Genomic DNA, 24,175 nt, shown 5'->3' on the forward strand with positions numbered 1-24,175 from the left:
AAAATAGAATTGAATTGCCTGTATTTTAAGAAAAGGTATAAAATTGGCACACGCTCTGGTATCGCCGAACGCTGCAGCCTACTCGTCGGGGCGGGACATCAGCCGGACCTTGGAATCCGCCCGCAACCAGGTCGAGGAACGTTTCCTCGAAGGCGGCACCGTACTGCTGTCGGTGATGGATGTCCTCAACCGCCTGTTGAACTCGCTTGAGAGTGTGACCACGGCGCTCGACAACAAGGAAGCCAGCGATACCACCGCCGATCTCCGCGCCACGGTGGAGAGCCTCAAGGCGTTGCCGGTCACCGAGGAAAACCGTCAGCAGGCGTTGGTCTCGCTGGCGCATACCGGCAGGGAACTGCGCAAGCACGTTTCCGACATGCAGGAGACGATGCGTTATCTCAGAACCTTCGCCGTGACCGTGAAGATCACCGGTGCCGGCCTTGCCGAATTCGCCGGCTTCGCCCAGGAGATCCTCGAACGCATCTATTCCGGCACCGACGAAGTCAACCGTTTCGCCACGCATCTCGATAGCCTCGACAAGGAGGTCAAGCTCGCCGCCTCCTTTGGCGCCAGCGTTTCCAAGGGTTATGCCGAGACCGTTCCGGCCGTCGCCGCAGCCCTGCGCGATGATGCCGCCAAGATCGCCGCACACCGCAAGGATCTCGGCGTCATCGCCCGCGAGGTCGGCGCGATTGCCCGCGATGTCCAGAGCAAGGTCGGCTCGACGCTGTCTGCCCTGCAGATCGGCGACATCACCCGCCAGCGCATCGAGCATGTGCAGGCCACCTTTTCGTCGCTCGACGATTTTTTTGCCGGCGAGGATGGTGCAAGGCTCGACGCCGGCGCCCGCCAGCGTCTTCAGAACGTCATTCACCATCTAACCGCAGCGCAGATGCGTGACATGTGCGCCAATTTCCAGCGGGATTCAGAGAATGTCGTCAAGACGATCGCGAGTTTCGGACACGACATGCGGGAGATCCTCAAGCTTCGCGATCAGATGAGCGGGCAGAGCGGCGAAGCCGGCGGCAACTTCATGCGCGCGCTCGAATCCAGCGTTTCGGCCGCTCACGAAATCGTCAAGCAGGTCGATACGGCAAGCCGCCAGGCCGACCAGGTGAGCCAGTCGACGATCGGCACGGCCGCCAAGCTCTCCGAAGCCATCGCAAATATCCGCGCCGTCAAGACCGACATCCATTATATGGCCTTGAATACCAACCTGCGCTGCAGCCGTCTCGGCGAGGAAGGCAAGTCGATCAACGTCGTCACCGCCGAGCTGCGCATCTTCGCCGGCAAGCTTGACGATTCCGCCGACGCCATCGTCAACGGCCTGCCGGCGCTCGAAGCCGCAGCCGGACGCGTCGCCCCCGCTGCCGGCGCCGGGGCCGGCAACCTCGGGGAGAGCCTGACGTCAGCCGTCGGCAACATCCGCTCCGCAGCCAACGTTATGGAAAATGAGCTGAAAGTGCTCGCCGAGAACGGCCGCGAGGTCGCCACCAAGATCAGCCTGCTGATCGGCAAGCTCGATTTCCAGCATGATCTCGGCGAAGTCCTTGGCCGCTGCGCCGATCTGCTCGAAGGCATCGCCGGCAGCGATATCGAAGATATCTCGGATCTCGCCGAGACGATCGCGCCGCTCGACCGCACGATCTTCAAGCACTACACGATGGTCCACGAGCGCAGCATTCATCGCGACATCATCCCGGCGACCGCGGACAGCGCTCCCGCCCCCGCCCCCACCGAGATCACCAAAGCCGAAAACGACGAAGATCTGTTCGCCGACGCGCTTTTTTAAAGCGCGTTGCGTCGGGCCGCTATCGCCGCCGGAACTTGTTGGCGGCCTCGATCGCCGCCTTCTGCTGATCGTCCTCGATACCGAGATAGAAATCCTCAAGCGACGGATCGGCAAGCCCGGCACGCCGAGACAGCACGTACCACTTCGCTGCCTCGATCGGATCGGGCGGCGTGCCGATGGCGTTGATGTAGAGGTGGGCGAGCTTGTTCTGCGCCACGACATTGCCGCCATTGGCGGCAAGTTTCAGCCATTCGAAACCCTTGACGTAATCCTTCGGTCCGCCGACGCCATTGACGAGCCAGATGCCGAGGTCGAGCTGGGCGGTGTCGAAGCCGGCGCGCGCCGCCCGCGCCATCCACTCGCGGGCGAGCTGCTTCTTTTCCTCCGGCAGGTCCTTCAGCGTCGCGTAGATCTGCGCCACCGCATATTGCGAATCGGCAATGCCCTGCTCGGCCGATTTCTCGTAGAACGGCAGCGCAAGCTTCAGCCCCTTCTCGCCGGGATTGTCGGCGATGAGAAGCTGCGCCCAGTTGAACTCCGCTGAAGGATTGCCCGCCTCGGCCGCCTTGCGCATGTAGTCGTCGGCCTTGACCTTGTCACGCGGCACGCCCTGGCCTTCCATCAGGATCAGCGCATATTTGAACATGGCTGCCGCATCGCCGCCTTCGGCCGCCTTGCCATACCAGAAGGCGGCATTCTTCACGTCCTTCTTGACGCCGAGGCCCTGCGAGAGGATTTCGCCGATCAGCGTTTGCGCCGCCGGATCGCCGAGCTGGGCGCGCGGCAGCGCCTTGTCCATTGCCGTCAGGTAATACCCGCGCTGGAAGGCGCCGTAAGCCTCGTCGATCGGCCCCTTGTAATCCTTTTCCGGCGGCAGGTCCGGCAGCTTCGCGCCCATACGGTCGAACACGCCAACACCATCGGAGGGCTTGACATCCGGGCCAGTGGGCCGGTCGGTGCGGAAGGTCGAAGACGGCGCCGTGCCCGGCTGGCTGATGACGCTATCCGGCGCCTGCGCCAAAGCGAGATCCGGCCCGGCAGCAACCAAGGCCGCCACGCTGGCAAGGGCAAATTTCAAAAGGCGGACGGGCGGGATCGGCATGAGCGCGATTTCAATCCTCAAACCGTGGCGCTTTTTCGTCAAGCAACGCGTTGATTTCGGCGACGATCGACGGCGCCCGGCCGGGCTCGCCGAAGACCGCCAGCCGCAGCGCCACGAACTCCGCTCCGGTCTCGGCAACGGCAAGCGCCGAGGCCGGATCGGTGCCGCCCATGACGATACAGGGAATCTCGATCATCGAGGCCCACCATTCGCCGAGCGCAAGGTTCTTCGGATGGGCCTCCGGCTTGATGTCGCCGTCGAGCTTGCCAAAAAAGATATAGTCCGGCCTGACTTCGCCGATCTCCAGCGCGTGGTGGCGGTCAGCCGCGTTGCCGCCGCCGATGATCAGCTTCGGCGCGTGTTTGTCGATCGCTTCCGAAAGCGCCTCCGCATTGCCGGAAAGATGCAGGCCATCGGCCTTCGCCCGGCCTGCGACGCGGCTGTCGCCTGAAATCAGCGCAGCCGCTCCGGCATCCTGGATCAGCGGCACCAGCTTTTCGGCATGTTTCTGGAAGGCGCCGTCGTCGAGCCCGTATTGCGGCACGATCACCGAAGCGACGTCGCCGCCCTTCAGCGCGTCGGCGACGATCTTTGCCTGTTCATCGGCATCGGCAATATCAGGTGCGATGAGCACAAGGCGGCAGCGGTTTTCCGGTTCGGTCATGAGGTCTTTCCGTTTCCGGCGAATTCCCCTTCGAAATGAGGGATCCGCACTCGTTTTGTGTGAGTAGTTCCGTTAGACGAGGCTTGCAAGAGGAGGACGTCGAAAGCATGCCGCAGGATTTGTCATTCTACTACGCCGCCGTGCCCGCGGTTCTGCTGGTGGGCCTCGCAAAGGGCGGCATGGGCGACGCTTTGTCGCTGATCGGCTTGCCTTTCCTCGCCCTCGTCGTCTCGCCGGTCGAAGCGGCGGCGATCCTGTTGCCGATCCTGGTCTTCATGGACATGATCTCGCTCGTCATCTGGCGCAAGCATGGCGACTGGGCGACGCTGAAGATCATGCTGCCGGGCGCAGTCTTCGGCATCGCGCTCGGCTGGGCGACCTCGGCACTCGTTCCGGGCAGCATGCTGCGCATTGTCATCGGCGCGGTGACCATCCTCTTCTGCCTGCGCTATTTTTGGAATAATTTCGGCCCGGGCGCCGGCAAGGTGATCCCGCCGCGCGGCCAGCGGCCGGTGGCCGCCAGCCTCTGGGGTACATTTTCCGGCTACGGCAGCTTCGTCGCCCATGCCGGCGGCGCGCCCTTCCAGATCTATGCCCTGCCGCTCAAATTGCAGCCACGCGAATATACCGGCACCAGTGTGCGCTTCTTTGCGATCCTCAACGCCATCAAGCTGATCCCCTATTTCGCGCTCGGCCAACTCGACACCCAGAACCTTGCGACCTCCGCGACGCTCCTGCCCTTTGCCCCGCTCGCCACCTTTGCCGGCGCATGGTGCGTGCGCCGCATGAGGCCACAGATCTTCTATCCCTTCATGTATGCGATGGCGCTGATCGCTGCCTTCCTGATCGTGCGCGATGGCCTTGGTTGGTGAAACCCTGAAGCGCCGCGCTTCTTTTGAGACGCGCGAGGAACGCTGCAGCACTTTGAATTGCCGCACGCTGCAATGCACAATTTCCTTGCTGGAGCGCCCGGTTTGACGTAGCGTTCCCGCCATGTCGAACACGGACCCTTTCTCTGCGATTGCCGATCCGAACCGGCGGTTTCTGCTGGAGGAACTGCGCCGCGCACCACGGACGGTCAATGAACTCGCCGAGGGTCTGCCGATCAGCCGCCCCGCCGTTTCGCAACACCTGAAAGCGCTGTTGGACAGCAATCTTGTTTCGGTGACATCCGAAGGCACGAAGCGCATCTACGCGGTCAACAACCGCGGCTTCGACACGCTCAATTTATGGCTTGATCAATTCTGGGCCTGATGCACGTCACGCGTCTCTGAAGACGTTTTATCACTTTGAATCGCATAATTTTATCCCGAGCAGTTCCGCTTCAGGGTAAAATTATGCCGGCCGGAAACTCGATGCGGATCATCAGACCCTTTGAAGCTTGACGAACCAAAAGCGCCAGCCGCGATGCGGCGGGCATCGGACTGGCGCAAATCGAGTGTGTGATCACCGGTTCTTGCTGATTTTAGGCGGAATGGATGGATTTACCTCTTTGCGCAAGATGATCGTCCGGCGACCCTTGGGAAGATCAGTGGACGGATGACTTAAGACGCTGAATCTCGTCCTTGATGCGCAGCTTGCGGCGCTTGCACTCGGCAAGTTCCGTATCGGAAATAGAGGGAGATGTTCTGAGCGTGTGCAACTCCTCCTCGAGAGCAACATGCTTTTTCTGGAGTGACTCAAGATGAGCTTGAACAGTCATATGACCCTTCCTTCCTCTTACCCTCCCCGGCCATCATCGTCGGGGATCAAGGTGTCAACGGCGGGGACTGTGACATATTTTTGAAGGCTTGTCGAAGGCCAAAAGATGAAGACTGGATGGCAATTTCATGATCAAGACTAACTAGCCGTTACCTGTATTTGGTGATAGGAGCTTGCGGAAATCATCGGCAGATCGGACAAGGTCCGAGGACGATAACGGGGATTGCATATGGCCGATCAGGAACAGGCGGAAATCAGGCTCACAGTGGCGCGTCTGCGTCAGGAGCATGAGGATTTCGACGCCGCGATCAACGCCATGATCCAGACCGGATGCGATGCTCTGCGGATCCAGCGTATGAAAAAGAAGAAGCTCGTCATCAAGGACAGGCTCTCCAAGCTGGAAGATCAGATCATCCCTGACATCATCGCCTGAGAGGGAATAGCAGCAACGATGACAGACAGACCGCCCGTCGCCATCATCATGGGCAGCCAGTCCGACTGGGAGACCATGAAGAACGCCGCCGACACGCTGGAGGCGCTTGAGATCCCTTACGATGCGCGCATCATTTCGGCGCACCGCACACCCGACCGGCTGGTCAATTTCGCCAAGGGAGCGCGGGCTGAGGGCTTCAAGGTCATCATCGCCGGCGCCGGCGGCGCTGCCCACCTGCCGGGTATGGCCGCATCGATGACGCCGCTGCCGGTCTTCGGCGTGCCGGTCCAGTCAAAGACCATGTCCGGCCAGGACAGCCTTCTTTCCATCGTGCAGATGCCGGCCGGCATTCCGGTGGGCACGCTCGCCATCGGCAAGGCCGGCGCGGTCAATGCCGCCCTTCTCGCCGCCGCCGTCCTTGCCCTTTCCGACGAAGAAATCGCCGACCGGCTCGACGAATGGCGCGAGCGCCAGAGTGCTGCCGTCGCCGAATACCCGATGGACGACCTATGACGGCAAGAACGATCGGCATTATCGGCGGCGGCCAGCTTGGCCGCATGCTGGCCATTGCCGCCGCCAGATTGAATTTTCGCACGGTCATCCTCGAGCCGCAGGCGGACTGCCCGGCCGCCCAGCTCGCCAACCGGCAGATTACCGCCGCCTATGACGATCCGGCGGCACTCGCCGAACTCGCTGATATCTGCGATGTCGTCACCTACGAATTCGAGAACGTGCCCGTCGCAGCTGCCGAGACGCTCTCGGCGAGCGTGTCCGTCTATCCGCCGCCGAAGGCACTGGAAGCCGCCCAGGACCGCCTCGTCGAAAAGCGCTTTCTCAATGGCTGCGGCATATCGACCGCCCGCTTCCATGCGGTCGACAGCCAGGCCGATCTCGAGATGGCACTGAAGGATTTCGGCGGTCAGGGCGTGCTGAAGACGCGCCGTCTCGGTTATGACGGCAAGGGCCAGATGGTTTTCCGCTCCGTCGCCGACAGCGCAGATGGCGCCTATGCCGCGCTCGGCGGCGTGCCACTCATCCTCGAAAGTTTCGTCGCCTTCGAGCGCGAGGTCTCGATCATCGCCGCGCGGGCCACCGACGGCACGGTCGTCTGCTTCGATCCCGCCGAGAATGTCCACCGCAGCGGCATCCTTCACACCTCGACGGTTCCCGCTACGATCTCGCCAGCGACGGCGGATATTGCGCGCCGATCGGCCGAAAAGATCCTCGCCGCCTTGAACTATGTCGGCGTCATCGGCATCGAATTCTTCGTGCTGCCCGACGGTGGTCTGATCGCCAACGAGATGGCGCCGCGTGTCCACAACTCCGGTCACTGGACGGAAGCCGCCTGCGTCGTCAGCCAGTTCGAGCAGCATATCCGCGCCGTCGCCGGCCTGCCTCTCGGCAATGGCGAGCGCCATTCCGACTGCGTCATGCAGAACCTGATCGGCGACGATATCCTTGCCGTTCCCGACTGGTTGCAGCGTCCCGATACGCTGGTTCATCTCTATGGCAAGACCGAGTGGCGCTCCGGCCGCAAGATGGGCCACGTCACCACCTTGACGCCGAAATAACCGGTTTCGGCTTGAGAAAACACCGCGACGCCTTGGGAAAAACACCTTCATGCGGTTGACATGGAAAAGGTGAAGAGGTATCTGCTCCCCCACCTAAAGAGCGCGCCCGATGGCGCGCTTTTGATTGTTAAAGATACGGGCGAATGTGAATTCCCCCATAGAGATCGCGGATCAGAAAAATGAAGATCAAGAATTCGCTCAAGTCGCTCAAGGCTCGTCACCGTGACAACCGTCTGGTTCGCCGCAAGGGCCGCATCTACATCATCAACAAGCTGAACCCGCGCTACAAGGCTCGTCAGGGCTGATTTCGCGCATCCGGATCGCCGCGCAGCGTGAGCTTGCGCCGGCGGATATATCCGGTGGGTCACTATGGTGATCACGTCAAATTTGTTTGATCTTCGGCGTTGGCGGGCTAATATGTCCGCCATGCGCTTTTTTGCTTTGACATCAGCGGCGCTGCCGCTCGCCCTCATTCTCCTCTCCGCCACTTTTCCGGCCACCGCCGCGGAAAAGGACGTCATCGTCGAACAGACGGATGTCAGCAGTTCGCCGAAGCAGCACCTCGACCAGCTCTTCAGCCAGTTGAAGCGTGAGCGCGACCCCGACAAGGCCAGCAGCATCGCCAATGAAATCCGCATGGAGTGGAACGATTCCGGCAGCGCCACCATCAATCTGCTGATGCAGTGGGCCGACAAGGCGATCGAGGAAAAGCGCAATCCGGCTGCCCTCGACTTCCTCGACGAGGCGATCGCGCTGAAGCCCGATTATGCCGAAAGCTGGAACCGCCGCGCCACGCTGAATTTCGTCATGGGCAATTATCGCAAGTCGATGTCCGACATCGAACGTGTGCTCGATCTCGAGCCGCGCCATTTCGGCGCACTCTCCGGCATGGCGGCGATTCTCAGCAATTCCGGCAACGACCAACTGACCTTGAAGGCCTGGGAGCGTTTCCTCGATGTCTATCCCGCCGAACGCACCGCGCAGGAACAGGTCAACACGCTTGCCGAAAAACTCGCCGGCAACCGCACCTGATTCCCGGGCTGACATCTTGACGTCGGATCACGTCGCGCAATTATAGAATATAGAGGGAATGATGTAGCGGTTTGTCCGCCCGCAGCTCATCCCGCAACTGTCGCTCGTTGTTAACATCATGCTTGCAGAAGTTTCCGCTCTTCTCGCCCCGCTCGCCGCCGCCATCGGTTACTCATCCTATAAGGCGCGGCAATTCGAACACGCCTATCCTAATATCGGCGAACTGACGGATGTCGGCGGCTACTGCATGAATGCCGTCCACATCAAGCGTCCCGAAAATGCGGATCTGCCGCCGCTTGTCTTCATTCATGGCGCCAGCGGCAATCTGCTCGACCAGGTCGTCGCCTTTCGCGCAGCACTCGTAGGCCGGGCGGAAATGCTGTTCGTTGATCGTCCCGGTCACGGTTATTCCGAGCGCGGCGGCCCTGAGAACGCCGTTCCCTCCGGCCAGGCCGATGCGATCGCCAGGCTGATGGAAAAGCGCGGCATCGAGAAGGCGATCATTGTCGGCCATTCCTTCGGCGGCGCGATCACCGCCGCCTTCGGCCTGCGCCATCCCGATAAGACATCAGGCCTGCTGTTCCTCGCACCCGCCACCCATCCATGGCCGGGCGGCATCGACTGGTATTATCATGTCGCAACCGTGCCGGTCGTCGGCTGGCTCTTCAACCATGCGATCGTCGTGCCGCTCGGGCTGAGCCGGCTGGAGCGCGGCACGCTGAACGTCTTCCGCCCCAATCCGCGCCCGGCCGACTATATCGAAAAAACCGGCCCGTCACTGGTGCTGCGGCCCCGCGCCTTCCACAACAACGCCGCCGATTTCAAAAGACTGCTGGCCTATGTGAAGGAACAGTCGCCGCTCTACTCGCAGATCACCGCGCCGACCGTCATCATAACAGGCGACCGCGACGAGATCGTCTGGGAGCACCTGCATTCGCGCGGCCTTGCCCGCGACATATCGGGCTCCGAGCTCGTCACCGTTCGCGGCGTCGGCCATAAGCCGGACTACCTCGCAACCGATGTCGTCATCGCCGCCATGGAGAAGATATCAGGCAAGCCGCGCGACCTGCAGGCAATCGCCCGCAGCGCCGAGGAAAGGCTTGCCGCCGCATCACGTGATCGAAAGGTCGCAGTCGTGTCGCCATTGGGGCCAGGCGCCCTGCACGGCGCATGACCTCTCCGGTTTGAATTTACCTGCCTCAGGCGCCAAGACGCACGCCGCCATCGCAGGTGATGATATGGCCACTCATGAAGGTGTTTCCGACCAGGAAGGCGATCGCCTCCGCAATATCCTCCGGCCTGCCGACACGGCCGACCGGCGTGCGGCCTGCGAAATCCGCAAAGACGCTGCCGCGCTGCTCAGGCGGCAGGAAACTCCACCAAGGCGTATCGACGACCCCAGGGGAAACGCCGTTGACACGCAACGGCTTCAACTCGGCCGCCAGCACCGGCACCATCGCCTCGATGCCGGCATTGACGGCAGCAAGCCCAGCCGTACCGGGCATCGCGGCCTGCGCGCTGACCGCCGAAACGAAAGTGATGCTGCCGCCCGGCTGCAACAGCGGCAACGCCGCCTGGGTTACCGCGGCATGCGGAATGAGCTTGGTCTGGAACCCGGCAAGCAGATCCGCCATATCGAGCGATGCAAAAGGTCCGGCGCCATGGCCGCTGCCCATCGCCAGCACCAGATGGTCGAACGCGCCGATCTCGCCAAAAGCCTCCCCGAGCGTGGAAAGCTGCGTCGCATCGAGCACCAGGCTGCGCAGATTACCACCGAGCGAAGCCTTGACCGCCGCGAGTTTTTCGCCGTCACGGCCTGCAATAGTGACCCTATATCCTTGTTTCAAAAGTAATGTCGCCGTGGCGAGGCCGATGCCGGAAGAACCGCCGATGACGACCACATGCTGCAAAGACATGATGCTGCTCCTTGAATTGATCGGGCCGCAGGCGCTTCAAGCACCTGCGACACCGGCATCATGCGTGGCCTGGAAACGGCAACCAGTTCCAGTTTTATCCTGGTATCGATACTGATATGATTGCTGCCATGGACCATAGAGCCGACACATTCGAAGCCCGCCGCCGCGAATTCGCGGCCTTCCTGCGTTCCCGCCGCGAGCGGCTGACGCCCTCCGAGGTCGGCCTGCCGGAGGGATTTCGACGGCGCACGCCGGGTCTGAGGCGCGAGGAACTCGCCATGCTCGCCGGCGTCGGCACCACCTGGTACACATGGCTGGAACAGGGCCGCGACATCAGGCCTTCCGTGCAGGTCCTCAACGCCCTTGCCGATGCGCTGCGCCTCGACGAAGCCGAGCGCCGGCATCTCTTCACCCTCAACAATCGCCAGGCGCCACAACCAACGTCGTCTGCTCCCGAATGCGTCGACGAACCGCTGCAGCGCATGCTCGCCAATCTGACCCACCAGCCGGCTTATGTGCTCGGCCGTCGATGGGACGTGCTTGCCTGGAACCGTGCCGCCGACGTGCTTTTCGGCGGTTATGACACGCTCGACCGCGACGAACGCAACATCATGCACCGTCTCTTCGCGGACCCCGCGCATCGCCGGCTGCTCGTCGATTGGGAATCGGTTGCCCGCGTCTCGCTAGCGATGTTCCGCGCCGACAGCGCGCGTTATGCCGGTGATCCGGATTTTGAACGGCTGATCGCACTGCTGAAAGAGGCAAGCGACGAATTTCGTGACTGGTGGCAGCGCCACGAGGTCATCAGCCCGCTGTCCGGCATCAAGCGTATCGATCATCCCGTCAAGGGCCGCATGGCCTTCGAGCATACCGGCCTGACACTGACGAACCGGCCGGAGATGAAGCTCATCGTCTATACGCCCCTCGATGACGACGAGACCAACAGAAAACTCGCCGAACTCCTCACCTAAAGCTGATCCCTTGCATTGCCGCGAACTGCCGCTGCCCCATATGTTTTCCATCATTATCCATAGGAGGGAAATCATGGGCCGCCTGCATATCGGGACGATCTCCGTCATATCAGCATTGTCGCTGAGCCTGACCTCGGCTTTCGCCGCCTCGCCCGCACCAGTCGAAGCCGAGCACGGCATGGTCGTCACCGCCCAGCATTTGGCGACCGATGTCGGCGTCGAAGTGCTGAAGAGCGGCGGCAATGCCGTCGATGCGGCGGTCGCCGTCGGTTATGCCCTGGCGGTCGTCTATCCCTCGGCCGGCAATCTTGGCGGCGGCGGTTTCATGACCATCCGCCTGAAAGACGGTACGAAGACCTTCCTCGATTTCCGCGAACGCGCGCCGCTTGCCGCGACGAAGACCATGTATCTCGATGCCAAGGGCGATATCGTGCCGCGCGCCAGCCTCGACGGTTATCTCGCCGTCGGCGTGCCCGGCTCCGTCATGGGATTGGAGACCGCACGCGAAAAATACGGCACGAAATCGCGCCAGGATCTGATCGCGCCGGCACTCCGTTTCGCCAAAGAGGGCTTCACGCTGGAACAGGGTGACGCTGCAAGTTTCGCCGGCAGCGCCAAGCGCCTCGCCAAGGATGATGCGGCAGCGAGGATCTTCCTGAAACCCGACGGCAAGCCCTATGCATCGGGTGAGAAACTCCTGCAGCCGGACCTTGCCGCCGTCCTGGCCGGCATCTCCGAAAAAGGTCCCGACGCCTTCTACAAGGCCGCGCCCGCCGAAGCGATCGTCAAGGCGAGCCAAGCCAAGGGCGGCATTCTCGCCAAGGAGGATTTCGAGCAATATGCCGTGCGCGAGTTGAAGCCGATCGAGTGCAATTACCGCGGCTACGACATCATCTCCTCGCCGCCGCCCTCCTCCGGCGGCGTGATCATCTGCGAGATCCTCAATGTTCTCGAAGGCTATCCGCTCTCCTATCTCGGCTACAATTCGGCCGAAACCGTACACATCATGGTCGAGGCGATGCGCTATGCCTATGTCGACCGCAATGCCGCACTCGGTGACCCCGATTTCGTCGAAAACCCGGTCACGAAACTGCTCGACAAGAAGTATGCCTTGGAAATCGCCGCCAAGATCGATCCGTACAAGGCCGGCACCTCGGCGAACCTCAAACCGCTCGGCGGCAAGGAAAGTACCGAGACGACGCATTATTCGATCATCGACGACGAGGGCAATGCGGTTGCCGTCACCTATACGCTGAACGGCTCCTTCGGCGCCGCCGTCGTGGCGCCGGGCACCGGCGTCCTGCTCAACAACGAGATGGATGATTTCACCTCCAAAACAGGCGTGCCGAACCTTTACGGACTGGTGCAGGGCGAGGCCAATGCCATCGCCCCGAAGAAGACGCCGCTCTCCTCGATGAGCCCGACGATCGTGACCCGGGACGGCAAGCCTTTCATGGTGATCGGCAGCCCCGGCGGCTCGCGCATCATCACCATCACGCTGGAAGCGATCCTCAACGTCGTCGATTTCGGCATGGATATCAGCCAGGCGGTCAATGCTCCGCGTGTGCACCATCAATGGCAGCCCGACAAGATCTATCTCGAACCCTATGCGCTTTCGCCCGACACCGAAAAGACGCTCGCCGCCATGGGCTACAGCTTCGATGGCGGCAATGACGCGCCACAATGGGGCCAAGCCGCCGGCATCCTCGTCGGCGGCAAAAGTCTTGCCGCCATCGAAAAGGGTGGCGGCGCCCGGTATAACGGCGCCATGGACAGCCGCGCGGCGGAAGGGTCGGCGAACGGCTACTGACGACGGCGGATCGCCTGATCGACCAGGCACGATGCGGCTCCAAGAGCCGCAAAGGCAGCATCGCCATATTCATGTCACCGTGACAAAGTCGCCGTTCACAATTGGCTGGCCGCGCCCTATGCATGAGCGAACCCGCAAGCAGAAAGATTCCCGCATGGCCAGCATTGAAATGATTGTCGCAGCCCGCGCCCGCCTGCGCGGTCATATCAGACGCACGCCGCTTCTCTCTTCCCCCTTCCTCAACGAGATCGCCGGCCGGCGTCTATTCGTGAAGGCGGAATGCCTGCAGCATACCGGTTCGTTCAAGTTTCGCGGCGGCTGGTCGGCGGTCTCCGGGCTCGATCCGGCGGTGCGCTCGAAGGGCGTCATCGCCTTCTCCTCCGGCAACCACGCCCAGGGTGTTGCGCTTGCGGCCAAGCTGCACAACGTCCCCTCCGTCATCATCATGCCGAGCGATGCGCCGAAGCTGAAGATCGCCAACACCCGCGCCTTCGGCGCCGAAGTCGTCCTCTACGACCGCGTCAACGAGGACCGAGACGAGATCGGCGCGAAACTTTCGGCCGAGCGCGGCCTGACGCTGATCAAACCCTTCGACGAACCGCTTGTCATTGCCGGCCAGGGCACGACCGGTCTCGAAATCTCCGAACAGGCCGACGAGGAAGGCGTGACATCAGCCGAAGTTCTCGTTCCCTGCGGCGGCGGCGGATTGACCTCCGGCATAGCGCTCGCCCTGGAAGCCAGTGCCCCCGGCTTCCACGTCCGCCCTTGCGAGCCGAAGGATTTCGACGACACCACCCGCTCGCTCGCCTCCGGCAGGATCGAACGCAACGCCTCGGTATCAGGCTCGATCTGCGATGCGATCGTCACGCCGCAGCCCGGCAACATCACCTTCCCGATCCTCAAGCGTCTCGCCGGCGCCGGCATCGTCGTCACCGACGAGGAAGCGCTGCGCGCCATGGCGCTCGCCTTCACACGGCTGAAGATCGTCGTCGAGCCCGGCGGCGCCGTGGCGCTGGCGGCCGCTCTCTTCCATGGCGAGGCGCTGGAAAGCGACACGGTCGTCGCCGTCACCTCAGGCGGCAACGTCGACGCTGATATCTTCGCCATGGCGCTCGAACGCTTCGGCTAGATAGCACGCGGGGACCGGAAGCCACCCGCCTGAAGATGGAACAGAGCCGCCGCCCCGCAGGAACTGCAGATGTCATGCATCCGGCCTGCGCGGCCGGATGCATCCCGTCTCTGCTAATGCTCCCGAAGCGCCCGGCGGATTGCGATTTCGACCGGCGAATAAGCGCCGTCCTGCCGTTCGAGGCGAAGCGGTTCGCAAGGCGCAAGGCCGGGCTGCGCCATGAAACGCGGCTCCCCGCCGCGATGCATCTGCGCTGCATGGATCAGGAACGGATGGCAGAGATAAACAGTGCCCGCCGGCCCTGTCGCCAAGGCCAGCGGTCGTTCTTCGCCGACATGCTCCAGCCAAAGATGTGCCATCCCCGCTTCGCCCACCGGCGCCAGAAGGCGGGCGATATCCTTGTGCGAACCGACGCGGATACGGGTCGGCGCATCCTCCTCCCCGACATCCGAAAACAGGAAGAGCATCAGCAACGCCCGCCCGCGCGAGGTGATGTTCACCCGCCATGCCGAAAAGTCCCTTTGTTCGTTCGGATCGCCATCCTCGCCGGGGAAGCTGAGGTCGACATGCCAGCCCGCATCGCCGGGATCATCGGGATGGGGAAAGCGGACCGGGAAGCTGCCAAGCCCATCGCGTGGTTGCCAGCGTCCCTTGCCGACGAGCTGGTCGAAGGCCAGATGCAATACCGGCGTATTGACGGCTTTCTCGAACGGTCCGCCGCCATAACCGGCAAGCCGCACGACGGGCTGCGTCCACGTGCTTGGATCATCGGCATCGAAGGGAATATCGCGCCACACGATGGCACGAGCTTCCTCGGCCAATGCGCGGGGAAAAGCGTCGTCGATCCTGATGAAGCCGTCTTCAATGAATTGCTCGATCTGCGCAGCGCTCAGCGCCGGCGGGTAAACAGCTGATGTCATTAAAGCTCTCTCTATCGCCAAACCTGCCGGCTCTTTCCTTGGCCAGACGCAGGGTGGTTACAACAACGGCAACGAGCCAGCCGCGAAGGCTGGTCAGTAGCCGCATCTTCTGATGCCCGAAGGCAGAGCCTTTAGAGGCTCAAGAAGAAGATTGTCGCGATATTGAGGGTGATCGTCTTCATAGCGGTGCGAAGCTACAGGCTCGCGCTCGAAGGGTCAATGCGGAGATGTCAGGCCAGCACCTCGCGCAACGCACCATGCACCGACTGCAGTACGAGCTCGGCAAGGCGTGCCGCCGCCGGCTGCGGCTCGGCTTCCGCCCGGTGCAGGATCAGACCGAGCTTCGGCAAATCGGGCAGGCCGACCGTCTCGGGCGCCAGCGGCCGCACCTTCGCCGGCAGACCGATCGGCGTGCGGATGGTGAGACCGAGGCCTGCCGCCGTCGCGGCCCAGAGACCGCCCAGGCTGGGGCTGACGAAAGCGAGCCGCCAGGAAATGCCCGCCGCATCAAGCGCCCTGGTTGCTGCGCTCCGCAACAGGCACGGCGCCTCCAGCGAGGCAAGCGGCATCGGCTCACCACTTGCGGCCTGCCAGCCCGGCGGCCCCTCGGCAGGTCCGATCCAGCGCATCGGCACCTCGCCGATCCGCTCGCAATGGGCGGTCAGCGTGCCATCGCTCCAGGCAAGCGCCAGATCAAGCTTGCCTGATGTGACACGCTCGAGCAGCTCGGCATTGCGCACCACCCGCGCTTCGATGCGAACCTTCGGATGGGCACGCGCGAAGCGGCCGAGCACCTCCGGCAACAGGCTTTCGCCGAAGTCCTCCTGCAGGCCGAGCCGCACCCAGCCCTCCAGCTCGACGCTGTGAACAGCCGCAGCCGCCTCGTCGTTGAGTTCCAGCAGCCGCCTGGCATAGCCGAGCATCGTCTCGCCGGCATCGGTCAGCGCCAGCCCGCGCCCGGCCTTGCGGAAGATCGGCGTGCCCGCCTGTTCCTCCAGCTTCTTCAGCTGCGCGCTCACTGCCGAGGTCGACCGCCCGAGCCGCTCGGCCGCCTTGGCGAAATTACCGAGCTCCATGCCGGTCGAAAAGGTTCGAAGCACATCGAGATCGAAGGTCGTCCGCCGCATCTTATAATCCTATTTTTCAGGATCATTAATCCATAAAATTCTGATTTTCAGTATCATCGTGCCGTGCGATGGTCTGCTGTCAAGGCCGACAGACGGCCCTAACCATGGAGATCCCGATGCCCTTCGTTCGCATTTCTCTTCGCAAAGGCAAGTCGCCGGACTATCTCACGGCGCTAGCCGACAGCATCCAGCGTGCACTGGTCGAGACCTTCGACGTGCCCGAAAACGACCGTTTCCAGACTATACACCAGCATGACGAGAACGAGCTGATCTTCGACCGCACCTACCTCTCCGGCCCGCGCTCCGCCGATTTCGTCTATATCTCCATCACGATCGGCAGGCCTCGCACGGCCGAGATGAAGGCGGCGCTCTATCGGCGGCTCGCCGAACTCCTGGCGCAATCGCCGGGCCTTCGGCCCGAGGATGTGATGATCGTCTTCAGCACCAGCGCCCCGGAAGACTGGTCCTTCGGCGACGGCATCGCCCAGATGACCGACCCCGACTGGCGGCTGCGTGCGGTCGGAGGCCGGCAATGAGCGATTCGAACCCGAAGATCATGACTGTTAGACGCTCCGGCAAGGCGGTCCGCTCGCCAGAGGGCGTCGCGACGGCGCCCTTCTGGGTCGAGATGCTGCTCGAAGGCAGCGCCGATGGCGAGAACACCGCGATGCGGGCGACACTCGATCCCGGCACCATCACCCGTTGGCACACCCATCCCAGGGGTCAGTTGCTCTATGTGCTCTCAGGTCATGGGTTGGCGCAGAACGACGGCGGCCCGATCGAAGCATTGCGTGCCGGCGATGCCGTCTGGTTTGCGCCCGGCGAGCGTCACTGGCATGGCGCCGCCGATGACAGCCCCTTCAGCTATATCAGCGTCCAGCCCATGGAAAACGGCAGCGTCGTCGAATGGCTGCAACCGGTGGAGAAATGGTCATGATCGCCATGCAATACGGCTTCACCCTGCCCGCCGATTACGACATGTCGATCATCGATCGCCGCATCCGCGACAAGGGTCCGCTGCTCGACGGCTTTCCCAATCTCGGTTTCAAAGCCTATCTCAGCGCTCGCAAGGGGGAGTTCGGCAGCCGCGACAATCTCTACGCGCCCTTCTATCTCTGGCAGAAGCCGGAGGGAGCAAGCGACTTCCTCTGCGGCCCCGGGTTCGAGGCTCTCACCAGCGCCTTCGGCTGGCCGCAGGTGAGGACCTGGATCGTCTGGCAGGCAGAAATCTCGTCCGATATCGCCTCAGCCAGGTTCGCCACACGCGATATCCTGCGGATGGAGCCTTACGCGCTGCTCGCCGATATCCGCCGCGCCAAAAGCGCAGGGGCTGCGGCCGACGTTGCGACAGCCGGCGCGCTCGCCTCGGTCTCCGGCTTCGAACCGACGAGTTGGACGCGGGTGCGCTTCAGGCTCTGGCGAGAGATTCCCGAGATCGGCGAGCACACGCAGGCCTATCGCGTCGGCCATCTATCCCTGGCCCGATCTTGAACTCAGACAGTTGCCCGACGATAGAAGGCCAGCGAACCGGCAAGCGCCAGCAACGCACCACCGCAGGCTCGCTCCAGCCACATGGCGCCTGAGGTTTTCAGGAAACGCACCGCTTGTGAGCCGAAGAAGGCGTAGCCGAACATGATGAGGAAATCGAGCGCGGCAAAGACCAGCGCAAGCAGCACATATTGCGTCGCCTGCGGCAGGGCCGGATCGATGAACTGCGGCAGGAAGGCCGAGAAGAACAGATAGCCCTTCGGATTGGTCGCCGCGACCATGAAGCTTTTCAATCCGATCGAGAAGGGCGATATCGCACCCGCAGGCGCCCCGGACTTCAACGCCGCGTCGATCGTGCCCTTCGAGCGCAGCAGCATGATGCCGAGAAAAGCGAGATAGGCAGCACCCGCCCATTTCAGCATCGAGAACCAGAATTCCGATGCCGCCAGCAGTGCGCCGAGCCCGATCGCGACGGCGCCGATCAGCACGAAATCGGACAGCACTGCGCCGACCATGCCGGCAATTGCCCGGCGCAGGCCGTGCCTCGAACCGTTGGTCAATGCCAGCAGCACCGTCGGCCCCGGCGTCGCGATGCCGACGAAGGAAACAGCTGCAAAAGCCAGAAGCGTGACGATATCCATGATGATCCCTCCGAACCTGGAGCAATTCCAGCGCTAGGTTCGAAATTTGCACGTGTCGCCAACCTTGGCAATGCCGGCCCTTAAACGAAAAAGCCCGCCGCCTCTTGAGGCAGCGGGCTTTCGAAGGGACACGATCGGATCAGACGCCGCTCTGGCCGTCGGAGCCGATATAGGCAATGCGGATCATATTGGTGGCGCCGGGCGTGCCGAGCGGCACGCCGGCCGAGATGATGATGCGATCGCCCGGCTTGCCGAAACCTTCGTCGGCGACGATGCGGCAGGCACGATTGACCATGTCGTCAAGATCGGTCGCATCATGGGTGACGACGCAATGCAGGCCCCAGACGATGGCGAGGCGGCGCGCCGTCTTGATGATCGGCGACAGCGCCAGGATCGGCACCTGCGGACGCTCGCGCGAAGCGCGAAGGCCTGTCGTGCCCGACGAGGTGTAGCAGACGATTGCCGACAGTTTCAGCGTCTCGGCGATTTGGCGGGCGGCAAGCGAGATCGCGTCGGCGCCGGTCGCTTCCGGCTGGGCTCGCTGAGCATAGATGATGCCGGGATAATGCGGCTCGCGCTCGATGGCGGTGGCAATCGACGCCATCGTCGAAACGGCTTCGACGGGGTAGTCGCCCGAGGCCGATTCGGCCGAAAGCATGACGGCATCCGCACCTTCGAAGACGGCGGTCGCGACGTCGGAAACTTCAGCGCGCGTCGGCACCGGCGCCGAGATCATCGATTCCAGCATCTGGGTGGCGACGACCACCGGCTTGCCCGAACGGCGGCAGGCGCGGATCAACTGCTTCTGGATGCCGGGAACCGATTCGAGCGGCATTTCGACGCCGAGATCGCCGCGGGCGACCATCAACGCGTCGGAAAGCTCGATGATTTCCTCGATGCGTTCGAGAGCTTGCGGCTTCTCGATCTTCGACATCAGGCCGACACGGCCGCGGGCGATCTTGCGCACTTCGGCAAGGTCGTCCGGACGCTGGACGAAGGACAGCGCCACCCAGTCGACATCGTCGGTGGCGAGCACGGCGTCGAGGTCGGCGCGGTCCTTATCCGTCAATGCGCCGACACCGAGCAGAGTGTCGGGAAGGCTGACGCCCTTGCGGTCGGATATGCGCGTGCCTGAAATAACTGTCGTGACGATGCTCTTGCCGTCGCATTTTTCTGCGCGCAGGGCGAGCTTGCCGTCGTCGATCAGCAGGCGGTGGCCGGGCTGCACCGATTCCAGGATCTCCGGATGCGGCAGATAGACGCGGTTCTGATCGCCAAGCGCTTCGTTGTTGTCGAGCGTGAAGGTCTGGCCGGGCTTCAGGTCCACCTTGCTGTCGACGAACTTGCCGACGCGCAGTTTCGGCCCCTGCAGGTCGGCGAGAATGCCGATCGGCCGGCCGGAGCGCGCCTCGACCGAGCGGATGCGCTGGATGAGCATACGCATCAGGTCGTGGCTCGCATGGCTCATATTGATGCGGAAGACATCCGCACCGGCCTGGTGCAGCTTCTCGATCATCGATTCCTCGGAGGAGGCTGGCCCGAGGGTGGCGAGGATTTTAATTTTGCGATTGCGCTTCATCAATTCTGGCTTTCTTGCGTCCCTGGGGTGTCGGAGAGCTGAACCATCCAGCTACCCTGGCGGCCCGTATCATATTCCTTGAATCCCATTTTCTGGTAACCGCGGGCATAACAATCCTGCACACCCGTGATCTTGAATTCGTTTTCCGCCACGCACATCTGCACGTCACCCGTCCATCGTCCCCCCCGGGCGGCGTCCTCTGCGTAGAGGTAATAATAGCGCGACTGCAATTCTCCCTCGATCAACGTAGCGCAGGTCGTTGCCGGCACCTGCCACCAGCCCTCCGTCACCCAGCCATCCTTGGCCCGGTATCCGATGGCGACGCCGACGAGATTCTGTGTTCCGTTGCAGACGCGAAAATCGGCGCGTGCGGCATCTGCGATAAAAAACGGCATGGCAGCTGCAAGAGCGAACAGAGCGAGACGGACCAGCGGCCCGGACCGCGTGAGGAAACTTGGCGCGGCTTGGATCAACACGGCTCCCAAATAGCTCCACGGTTATTCGTATCCGTGTCTTCTTGCGCCGCCGTCAAGCGAAAGTCAACGCAATGCTAATCGATTATATTTCCTTTCATATACCGCCTGTCGAGGGTGCGGCTCGACCTCTCCCCACCTGCCGCGCTTGAACCCGCCGCAGGTGCATGCGATCACTGCGCCCGACGGCGCAATGACGAACGGCAATTCCCTGATGGACGACTTCCAATCCTTCGAAATCCTATCCGGCAAACATGACAAAGGCATGGTGATCCTCGCAGATCACGCGATGAACCGCCTCCCCGCGCGATATGGCCGGCTCGGACTGCCCGACGCGGCTTTTGCCCGCCACATCGCCTATGACATCGGCATCGAGGGCCTGACGCGGCAGCTTTCGGCAAGACTCGGCGTGCCCGCCGTGCTCGGCGGCTTCTCGCGCCTGCTGATCGACCCGAACCGCGGCGAGGACGATCCGACGCTGATCATGAAAATATCAGACGGCGCCGTCATATCCGGCAACCATCCGATCACCCAGGAAGAGTCGGACCACCGCATCGAAACCTTCCATCGCCCCTATCACGATGCCGTGGCCGCAACGATCGACAGCGTGGCGAATGCCACCGGCCGAGCGCCGCTGGTGCTGTCGCTGCACTCCTTCACCCCGGCCTGGAAAGGTACTCCCCGCCCCTGGCACGCCGCCGTACTCTGGGACAGCGATCATCGCGCCGTCGGCCCGTTGCTTGACATGCTGCGCGCCGATCCCGATCTCGTGGTCGGTGATAACGAACCCTATGACGGGGCGCTGAAGGGCGATACCATGTACCGCCACTGCATGATTACGGGCATTCCGCACGCGCTGCTCGAGGTGCGCCAGGATCTGATGGGAGACGACGCCGGCATATCGGCATGGGCCGGACGCCTGGCGCCGATCTTTGCGGCGATGAATGCCGATCCCGCCTTGCACGAATACGACGTCCACCTCTCACGCACCGGTCCCTATTGAAAGCCGGCCCCTATTGAACGAAGGAGAGCGAAATGACCACGCTCAGCAAGGAACAGCAGACCGAATTCGAGGCGGCCGCCTTCCGCCGCCTCGTCGCACATCTTCGTGAACGCAGCGACGTTCAGAACATCGATCTGATGAATCTGGCCGGCTTCTGCCGCAACTGCCTGTCGAACTGGTATCGCGAAGCCGCCGAGGCCGAAGGTGTCGCCGTTACCAGGGACGAATCGCGCGAGATGGTCTATGGCATGCCCTATGAGGACTGGAAGAATCTTCACCAGAACGAGGCCTCGCCTGTGCAAAAGGCTGCTTTTGAACTGAACAACCCACACAAATAGCCCGGCTTGCCCCGAACAGGCTTGACCGTGACGCCGCTTCGCGGCAGTCACGTGCATCCAAAATTGATCACCGGAAAATCAGGAGAACACGATGTCTGATGCTCATGGCGTCGCCCGCGATCAGCTTCGCGCTTTCATCGAGCGCATTGAACGGCTGGAAGAAGAAAAGAAGACCATCGCCGACGATATCAAGGACGTCTATGGCGAAGCCAAGGGAATGGGCTTCGACACCAAGATCCTGAAGAAGGTCGTGGCGCTGCGCAAGAAGGACGAGCAGGAGCGCATGGAAGAGGAAGCAATCCTCGACACCTATCTGCACGCGCTCGGGATGATCGAGGCGCCGCCGGAAGGCTGATCCGCCGGCATATTGATGTCGACCAAGCCGCCGGGCCTTCGCCCGGCGGCTTTTCCTTTGCGTAGAATCCGCTTGGCCAAACGGCCATCTTGCCCGATCGAAGCAGCCAAAAGAAAAACCGCCGGATCGCTCCGGCGGTTTTTCGATATTTCCGTGATTGGCCGGCTCAGTTCGTGTTGAACTTGCGCACTTCCATGAAGTTCACAGCCGTGCCGCTGAAGCGGGCCGGGTCGACCGAGGCGGTCTTGATATTGAAGCCCTCGGCGTAGACGGCGGTCGGCTGGGCGCGCATCGTCTGGCTGACGAAACGCGGCGCCTTGACCTGCTTGGAGGCCATTTCGAGCCGGGCATTGGTAAGCGCCCACTGCGAAATCATCTTTTCCGTCAGCTTCGGCTCGGTGCGCACCGTCGTGCGGCTGGCATCCGCTGCTGCGGCTTCCTTCTGCGTCGGGCGACCACCCTTGGTGGGAAGGCCCTGTGCCACGGCGCTGTCGGCGGCCGGTTCGTCGAAACCATCACCGAAGCTTGCCGACTTGGTCATCGGCGCCAAGGCTGCGAGCTCGAGCGGCGGCTTTGCAGCCGGCTTTTGCGTCATCGCGGCGTTGATCGCCTGCTCCACCGTGTCCGGCCCCTTCGACGCGATCTCGCTTTCACCCTCGTTCCGCTGCTGCTCGAGCGCGTCGGCGACGGCAGGAGAGAGCGCGTCCTGATCGGCTTCGTCGGCATCGGCTTCCGGATCGGCATCGGCCGCGGCAAGCAGGTTCTCGGCAACGGAGGGGCGTTCGATCGGCGTCGGAACCGGCAATCCGTTCGCACCCGTCAGCACGCTAGGATCGACGGATGCGACCTCGGCGTCGCCGGGCGCGCGGCGCGGGCCGAGAAGCGAGGGAACCGGAATGCTGTAGGCGCTGAGATCGGCGAATTGCTGCGGCTGGGCCTGGTCGGTCGGAAGAGCCGCCGCAAGAGCCTGCTGTGCGGCATTACCCGACGGCGGTGCGACGAGCGCGCTCGCCACTTCGCTGCCGGCCGGCTGACCGCTGAATGCCGGGCGAACCTGCGGCACAGGCGCGTTCAGATCTGCGACTTCGGCCTGCGGCGGCTCGACCGGAGCGGGCTCAGCCGGGGCGGGCTCCGCCTTCGGCGGCGTCGCCTTGGCGACGGCTACAGGCGTCGAATCATCCGACTCGTCTTCCTGCTCGTCCGCTCCGCCGCCAAAGAGCGCTTCAAACAGCGTCTTATGTTTCGGCGCCGATTCGGAAGCGCTGGCGATCTCTATCTGCGTGCCGCTGGCGCGGCGCTTATAGTCGGCCATCGCCTGCTGGTAGCCCGGCAGCGGCTTGCCGTCAGCCGGAATATGAATGGTGTTGCCGTTGGGGAAGAGCCGAACCAGCTCGTCGCGGCTCATGCGCGGCCAGGCGCGAACACCACCGACATCCATGTGCACGAAGGGCGAGCCCGATTTCGGATAGAAACCGACGCCGCCGACCTGCATCTTCATGCCGATGGCGCGCAGCGACGCCAGCTTGACGTCGGGAATGAAGAAGTCCATCGCCTTGCCGAGCATATGCTGGCTCTTTTCGGCGACCCCGGAATTGCGCGAGCGGCCGCGCAACATCTCATTGGTTCCCGGCGAACGGAAACCGCAGACGACGTTGATATAGTCCCTCGAACCGCTCTGGCGATAAACTTCCCAGATCAGGTCGAACAGGCGCGGGTCCATCTTCGTCGGCTGGTTCTTGCGCCAGTCGCGCAGGAAGCGGTTCAACTGCTCCAGACCCTTGGGGTCGAACTTGCCGTTGCGTTTGTAGGTGATGACGGCTTTTTCGCCGGTATGAATGAAATAGAGCTTCAGGCTGCGGGTGTCGCCCGCTGCCTGCGAAGGTGTACCAACGAATACCGGTGAGGAAACCGCAAGCGCAAGAAGGGCGGCCGCTACCGTCCTTATTGCCTTTCCGCAAATGTTGGCGCCCAACGAACGCCAGCTCAAGCGCGAAGGCTTAGAATTCCCATTCAGATTCGGCAACTCGATCCCCGTCAGACAGACAATGTCCCGTACTGTCTCAGATGACTGTCAAATGCGGTCACACGATGGCAAAAATGCCACACATGATCAACCTTTTCTTTACATAG

The 24,175-nt window shown here is 62.5% G+C and carries 28 protein-coding genes; 18 read left to right on the forward strand and 10 right to left on the reverse strand.

The annotated features are described in order from the left end of the window. Window positions 1-43 precede the first annotated feature (43 nt). Window positions 44-1,792 carry a chemotaxis protein gene (locus FHT79_RS21965; protein WP_183904097.1) on the forward strand — a complete coding sequence of 583 codons (1,749 nt, stop codon included), beginning with the start codon at window positions 44-46 and terminating at the stop codon, window positions 1,790-1,792. 19 nt (window positions 1,793-1,811) lie between these two features. Here the strand turns inward: FHT79_RS21965 and FHT79_RS21970 are convergent, their stop codons facing one another. Then, window positions 1,812-2,894 carry a tetratricopeptide repeat protein gene (locus tag FHT79_RS21970; RefSeq protein ID WP_183904098.1) on the reverse strand — a complete coding sequence of 361 codons (1,083 nt, stop codon included), beginning with the start codon at window positions 2,892-2,894 and terminating at the stop codon, window positions 1,812-1,814. Window positions 2,895-2,904: 10 nt separating this feature from the next. Beyond that, entirely contained in the window at window positions 2,905-3,558 is a 654-nt protein-coding gene (locus FHT79_RS21975) for a thiamine phosphate synthase (protein WP_028755491.1), read from the reverse strand. Window positions 3,559-3,665: 107 nt separating this feature from the next. Between FHT79_RS21975 and FHT79_RS21980 the strand changes: the two genes are divergently transcribed. Then, the gene (locus FHT79_RS21980; RefSeq protein ID WP_183904099.1) at window positions 3,666-4,430 is read left to right on the forward strand and encodes a sulfite exporter TauE/SafE family protein; all 765 of its coding nucleotides are present in this window, start codon (window positions 3,666-3,668) and stop codon (window positions 4,428-4,430) included. A gap of 121 nt (window positions 4,431-4,551) precedes the next feature. Beyond that, entirely contained in the window at window positions 4,552-4,812 is a 261-nt protein-coding gene (locus tag FHT79_RS21985) for a metalloregulator ArsR/SmtB family transcription factor (RefSeq protein WP_017962043.1), read from the forward strand. Window positions 4,813-5,086: 274 nt separating this feature from the next. On the opposite strand, the gene FHT79_RS21990 is transcribed toward FHT79_RS21985, so the two are convergent. Beyond that, window positions 5,087-5,260, reverse strand: a complete 174-nt coding sequence (locus tag FHT79_RS21990; protein WP_047616443.1) for a DUF465 domain-containing protein — start codon at window positions 5,258-5,260, stop codon at window positions 5,087-5,089. Window positions 5,261-5,488: 228 nt separating this feature from the next. On the opposite strand from FHT79_RS21990, the gene FHT79_RS21995 reads away from it, so the two are divergent. The 6 genes from FHT79_RS21995 (at window position 5,489) to FHT79_RS22020 (ending at window position 9,469) form a co-directional block, all read left to right on the forward strand. After that, window positions 5,489-5,692: a YdcH family protein gene (locus tag FHT79_RS21995; protein ID WP_017968168.1), complete on the forward strand. Its 204-nt coding sequence runs from the start codon at window positions 5,489-5,491 to the stop codon at window positions 5,690-5,692. Window positions 5,693-5,710: 18 nt separating this feature from the next. Continuing rightward, the gene (purE, locus tag FHT79_RS22000; protein ID WP_028755489.1) at window positions 5,711-6,205 is read left to right on the forward strand and encodes a 5-(carboxyamino)imidazole ribonucleotide mutase; all 495 of its coding nucleotides are present in this window, start codon (window positions 5,711-5,713) and stop codon (window positions 6,203-6,205) included. Further along, entirely contained in the window at window positions 6,202-7,263 is a 1,062-nt protein-coding gene (locus FHT79_RS22005; protein WP_183904100.1) for a 5-(carboxyamino)imidazole ribonucleotide synthase, read from the forward strand. The genes purE and FHT79_RS22005 overlap by 4 nt, the downstream gene beginning before the upstream one ends. 179 nt (window positions 7,264-7,442) lie before the next feature. Continuing rightward, a complete protein-coding gene (ykgO, locus tag FHT79_RS22010; protein WP_003582204.1) occupies window positions 7,443-7,568 on the forward strand; it encodes a type B 50S ribosomal protein L36 in 126 nt (41 codons plus the stop codon). A 112-nt stretch (window positions 7,569-7,680) separates the two neighbouring features. After that, the gene (locus FHT79_RS22015; protein ID WP_028755487.1) at window positions 7,681-8,295 is read left to right on the forward strand and encodes a hypothetical protein; all 615 of its coding nucleotides are present in this window, start codon (window positions 7,681-7,683) and stop codon (window positions 8,293-8,295) included. Window positions 8,296-8,413: 118 nt separating this feature from the next. Continuing rightward, window positions 8,414-9,469, forward strand: coding sequence for an alpha/beta hydrolase (locus FHT79_RS22020; RefSeq protein WP_183904101.1), 1,056 nt, complete (start codon window positions 8,414-8,416; stop codon window positions 9,467-9,469). 25 nt (window positions 9,470-9,494) lie between these two features. On the opposite strand, the gene FHT79_RS22025 is transcribed toward FHT79_RS22020, so the two are convergent. Next, window positions 9,495-10,211 (reverse strand): SDR family oxidoreductase, encoded by a 717-nt coding sequence (locus FHT79_RS22025; protein WP_183904102.1) that lies wholly within the window; start codon window positions 10,209-10,211, stop codon window positions 9,495-9,497. A 116-nt stretch (window positions 10,212-10,327) separates the two neighbouring features. Between FHT79_RS22025 and FHT79_RS22030 the strand changes: the two genes are divergently transcribed. The 3 genes from FHT79_RS22030 to FHT79_RS22040 all read left to right on the forward strand — a co-directional run bounded on the left by FHT79_RS22030 (window position 10,328) and on the right by FHT79_RS22040 (window position 14,121). Next, window positions 10,328-11,182 carry a helix-turn-helix transcriptional regulator gene (locus tag FHT79_RS22030; RefSeq protein ID WP_183904103.1) on the forward strand — a complete coding sequence of 285 codons (855 nt, stop codon included), beginning with the start codon at window positions 10,328-10,330 and terminating at the stop codon, window positions 11,180-11,182. Window positions 11,183-11,255: 73 nt separating this feature from the next. Further along, window positions 11,256-12,992, forward strand: coding sequence for a gamma-glutamyltransferase (gene ggt / locus FHT79_RS22035; RefSeq protein ID WP_183904104.1), 1,737 nt, complete (start codon window positions 11,256-11,258; stop codon window positions 12,990-12,992). 154 nt (window positions 12,993-13,146) lie between these two features. Continuing rightward, entirely contained in the window at window positions 13,147-14,121 is a 975-nt protein-coding gene (locus FHT79_RS22040) for a threonine/serine dehydratase (protein ID WP_183904105.1), read from the forward strand. A gap of 113 nt (window positions 14,122-14,234) precedes the next feature. On the opposite strand, the gene FHT79_RS22045 is transcribed toward FHT79_RS22040, so the two are convergent. Further along, a complete protein-coding gene (locus FHT79_RS22045; protein ID WP_183904106.1) occupies window positions 14,235-15,041 on the reverse strand; it encodes a phytanoyl-CoA dioxygenase family protein in 807 nt (268 codons plus the stop codon). A 230-nt stretch (window positions 15,042-15,271) separates the two neighbouring features. Continuing rightward, window positions 15,272-16,168, reverse strand: coding sequence for a LysR substrate-binding domain-containing protein (locus FHT79_RS22050; protein WP_047616427.1), 897 nt, complete (start codon window positions 16,166-16,168; stop codon window positions 15,272-15,274). 116 nt (window positions 16,169-16,284) lie between these two features. Here FHT79_RS22050 and FHT79_RS22055 point away from each other — a divergent pair, with 116 nt between their 5' ends. Genes FHT79_RS22055 through FHT79_RS22065 form a run of 3 tightly spaced genes read left to right on the forward strand, consistent with a single transcriptional unit; the run spans window position 16,285 to window position 17,659 of the window. Then, a complete protein-coding gene (locus FHT79_RS22055) occupies window positions 16,285-16,704 on the forward strand; it encodes a tautomerase family protein (protein WP_183904107.1) in 420 nt (139 codons plus the stop codon). Then, window positions 16,701-17,105 carry a cupin domain-containing protein gene (locus tag FHT79_RS22060; RefSeq protein ID WP_183904108.1) on the forward strand — a complete coding sequence of 135 codons (405 nt, stop codon included), beginning with the start codon at window positions 16,701-16,703 and terminating at the stop codon, window positions 17,103-17,105. Before FHT79_RS22055 ends, FHT79_RS22060 begins: the two co-directional genes overlap by 4 nt. Next, window positions 17,102-17,659, forward strand: a complete 558-nt coding sequence (locus tag FHT79_RS22065; protein WP_183904109.1) for a DUF4865 family protein — start codon at window positions 17,102-17,104, stop codon at window positions 17,657-17,659. Before FHT79_RS22060 ends, FHT79_RS22065 begins: the two co-directional genes overlap by 4 nt. Window positions 17,660-17,661: 2 nt before the next feature. On the opposite strand, the gene FHT79_RS22070 is transcribed toward FHT79_RS22065, so the two are convergent. From FHT79_RS22070 to FHT79_RS22080, 3 genes are all read right to left on the reverse strand, one after another. Then, window positions 17,662-18,297: a LysE family translocator gene (locus FHT79_RS22070; protein ID WP_183904110.1), complete on the reverse strand. Its 636-nt coding sequence runs from the start codon at window positions 18,295-18,297 to the stop codon at window positions 17,662-17,664. A gap of 139 nt (window positions 18,298-18,436) precedes the next feature. Beyond that, a complete protein-coding gene (pyk, locus tag FHT79_RS22075) occupies window positions 18,437-19,876 on the reverse strand; it encodes a pyruvate kinase (protein ID WP_183904111.1) in 1,440 nt (479 codons plus the stop codon). Beyond that, window positions 19,876-20,361: a DUF1036 domain-containing protein gene (locus FHT79_RS22080; protein ID WP_017967841.1), complete on the reverse strand. Its 486-nt coding sequence runs from the start codon at window positions 20,359-20,361 to the stop codon at window positions 19,876-19,878. Before FHT79_RS22080 ends, pyk begins: the two co-directional genes overlap by 1 nt. 202 nt (window positions 20,362-20,563) lie before the next feature. Here FHT79_RS22080 and FHT79_RS22085 point away from each other — a divergent pair, with 202 nt between their 5' ends. The 3 genes from FHT79_RS22085 (at window position 20,564) to FHT79_RS22095 (ending at window position 22,045) form a co-directional block, all read left to right on the forward strand. After that, complete coding sequence (locus tag FHT79_RS22085; protein ID WP_183904188.1) at window positions 20,564-21,352, forward strand: N-formylglutamate amidohydrolase; 789 nt, start codon at window positions 20,564-20,566, stop codon at window positions 21,350-21,352. Between the two features lie 32 nt (window positions 21,353-21,384). Beyond that, on the forward strand, window positions 21,385-21,690 hold the full coding sequence (locus FHT79_RS22090; RefSeq protein WP_028755995.1) for a DUF1244 domain-containing protein: 306 nt from the start codon (window positions 21,385-21,387) through the stop codon (window positions 21,688-21,690). A gap of 91 nt (window positions 21,691-21,781) precedes the next feature. Then, window positions 21,782-22,045, forward strand: coding sequence for a DUF2312 domain-containing protein (locus tag FHT79_RS22095; RefSeq protein ID WP_008533181.1), 264 nt, complete (start codon window positions 21,782-21,784; stop codon window positions 22,043-22,045). A gap of 166 nt (window positions 22,046-22,211) precedes the next feature. Here the strand turns inward: FHT79_RS22095 and FHT79_RS22100 are convergent, their stop codons facing one another. Next, the gene (locus FHT79_RS22100; RefSeq protein ID WP_183904112.1) at window positions 22,212-24,068 is read right to left on the reverse strand and encodes a DUF882 domain-containing protein; all 1,857 of its coding nucleotides are present in this window, start codon (window positions 24,066-24,068) and stop codon (window positions 22,212-22,214) included. Between the last annotated feature and the right edge of the window lie 107 nt (window positions 24,069-24,175).

Origin of the sequence: Rhizobium sp. BK212 (genome assembly GCF_014197475.1) — a bacterium.
Taxonomy (GTDB): Bacteria; Pseudomonadota; Alphaproteobacteria; order Rhizobiales; family Rhizobiaceae; genus Rhizobium; species Rhizobium anhuiense.

Excerpts from the sequence above, each read along its gene's own strand:
- FHT79_RS22045 (WP_183904106.1), bottom strand. The coding sequence starts at position 15,041 with ATGACATCAGCTGTTTACCCGCCGGCGCTGAGCGCTGCGCAGATCGAG.
- FHT79_RS21980 (WP_183904099.1), top strand. The coding sequence starts at position 3,666 with ATGCCGCAGGATTTGTCATTCTACTACGCCGCCGTGCCCGCGGTTCTG.
- purE (WP_028755489.1), top strand. The coding sequence starts at position 5,711 with ATGACAGACAGACCGCCCGTCGCCATCATCATGGGCAGCCAGTCCGAC.
- FHT79_RS22060 (WP_183904108.1), top strand. The coding sequence starts at position 16,701 with ATGAGCGATTCGAACCCGAAGATCATGACTGTTAGACGCTCCGGCAAG.
- FHT79_RS22055 (WP_183904107.1), top strand. The coding sequence starts at position 16,285 with ATGCCCTTCGTTCGCATTTCTCTTCGCAAAGGCAAGTCGCCGGACTAT.
- FHT79_RS22030 (WP_183904103.1), top strand. The coding sequence starts at position 10,328 with ATGATTGCTGCCATGGACCATAGAGCCGACACATTCGAAGCCCGCCGC.
- FHT79_RS22085 (WP_183904188.1), top strand. The coding sequence starts at position 20,564 with ATGGACGACTTCCAATCCTTCGAAATCCTATCCGGCAAACATGACAAA.
- FHT79_RS22095 (WP_008533181.1), top strand. The coding sequence starts at position 21,782 with ATGTCTGATGCTCATGGCGTCGCCCGCGATCAGCTTCGCGCTTTCATC.
- FHT79_RS22025 (WP_183904102.1), bottom strand. The coding sequence starts at position 10,211 with ATGTCTTTGCAGCATGTGGTCGTCATCGGCGGTTCTTCCGGCATCGGC.
- FHT79_RS22020 (WP_183904101.1), top strand. The coding sequence starts at position 8,414 with ATGCTTGCAGAAGTTTCCGCTCTTCTCGCCCCGCTCGCCGCCGCCATC.
- pyk (WP_183904111.1), bottom strand. The coding sequence starts at position 19,876 with ATGAAGCGCAATCGCAAAATTAAAATCCTCGCCACCCTCGGGCCAGCC.
- ggt (WP_183904104.1), top strand. The coding sequence starts at position 11,256 with ATGGGCCGCCTGCATATCGGGACGATCTCCGTCATATCAGCATTGTCG.
- FHT79_RS21985 (WP_017962043.1), top strand. The coding sequence starts at position 4,552 with ATGTCGAACACGGACCCTTTCTCTGCGATTGCCGATCCGAACCGGCGG.
- FHT79_RS22050 (WP_047616427.1), bottom strand. The coding sequence starts at position 16,168 with ATGCGGCGGACGACCTTCGATCTCGATGTGCTTCGAACCTTTTCGACC.
- FHT79_RS22015 (WP_028755487.1), top strand. The coding sequence starts at position 7,681 with ATGTCCGCCATGCGCTTTTTTGCTTTGACATCAGCGGCGCTGCCGCTC.
- ykgO (WP_003582204.1), top strand. The coding sequence starts at position 7,443 with ATGAAGATCAAGAATTCGCTCAAGTCGCTCAAGGCTCGTCACCGTGAC.
- FHT79_RS21975 (WP_028755491.1), bottom strand. The coding sequence starts at position 3,558 with ATGACCGAACCGGAAAACCGCTGCCGCCTTGTGCTCATCGCACCTGAT.
- FHT79_RS21995 (WP_017968168.1), top strand. The coding sequence starts at position 5,489 with ATGGCCGATCAGGAACAGGCGGAAATCAGGCTCACAGTGGCGCGTCTG.
- FHT79_RS22005 (WP_183904100.1), top strand. The coding sequence starts at position 6,202 with ATGACGGCAAGAACGATCGGCATTATCGGCGGCGGCCAGCTTGGCCGC.
- FHT79_RS21970 (WP_183904098.1), bottom strand. The coding sequence starts at position 2,894 with ATGCCGATCCCGCCCGTCCGCCTTTTGAAATTTGCCCTTGCCAGCGTG.
- FHT79_RS22065 (WP_183904109.1), top strand. The coding sequence starts at position 17,102 with ATGATCGCCATGCAATACGGCTTCACCCTGCCCGCCGATTACGACATG.
- FHT79_RS21990 (WP_047616443.1), bottom strand. The coding sequence starts at position 5,260 with ATGACTGTTCAAGCTCATCTTGAGTCACTCCAGAAAAAGCATGTTGCT.
- FHT79_RS22040 (WP_183904105.1), top strand. The coding sequence starts at position 13,147 with ATGGCCAGCATTGAAATGATTGTCGCAGCCCGCGCCCGCCTGCGCGGT.
- FHT79_RS22090 (WP_028755995.1), top strand. The coding sequence starts at position 21,385 with ATGACCACGCTCAGCAAGGAACAGCAGACCGAATTCGAGGCGGCCGCC.
- FHT79_RS22070 (WP_183904110.1), bottom strand. The coding sequence starts at position 18,297 with ATGGATATCGTCACGCTTCTGGCTTTTGCAGCTGTTTCCTTCGTCGGC.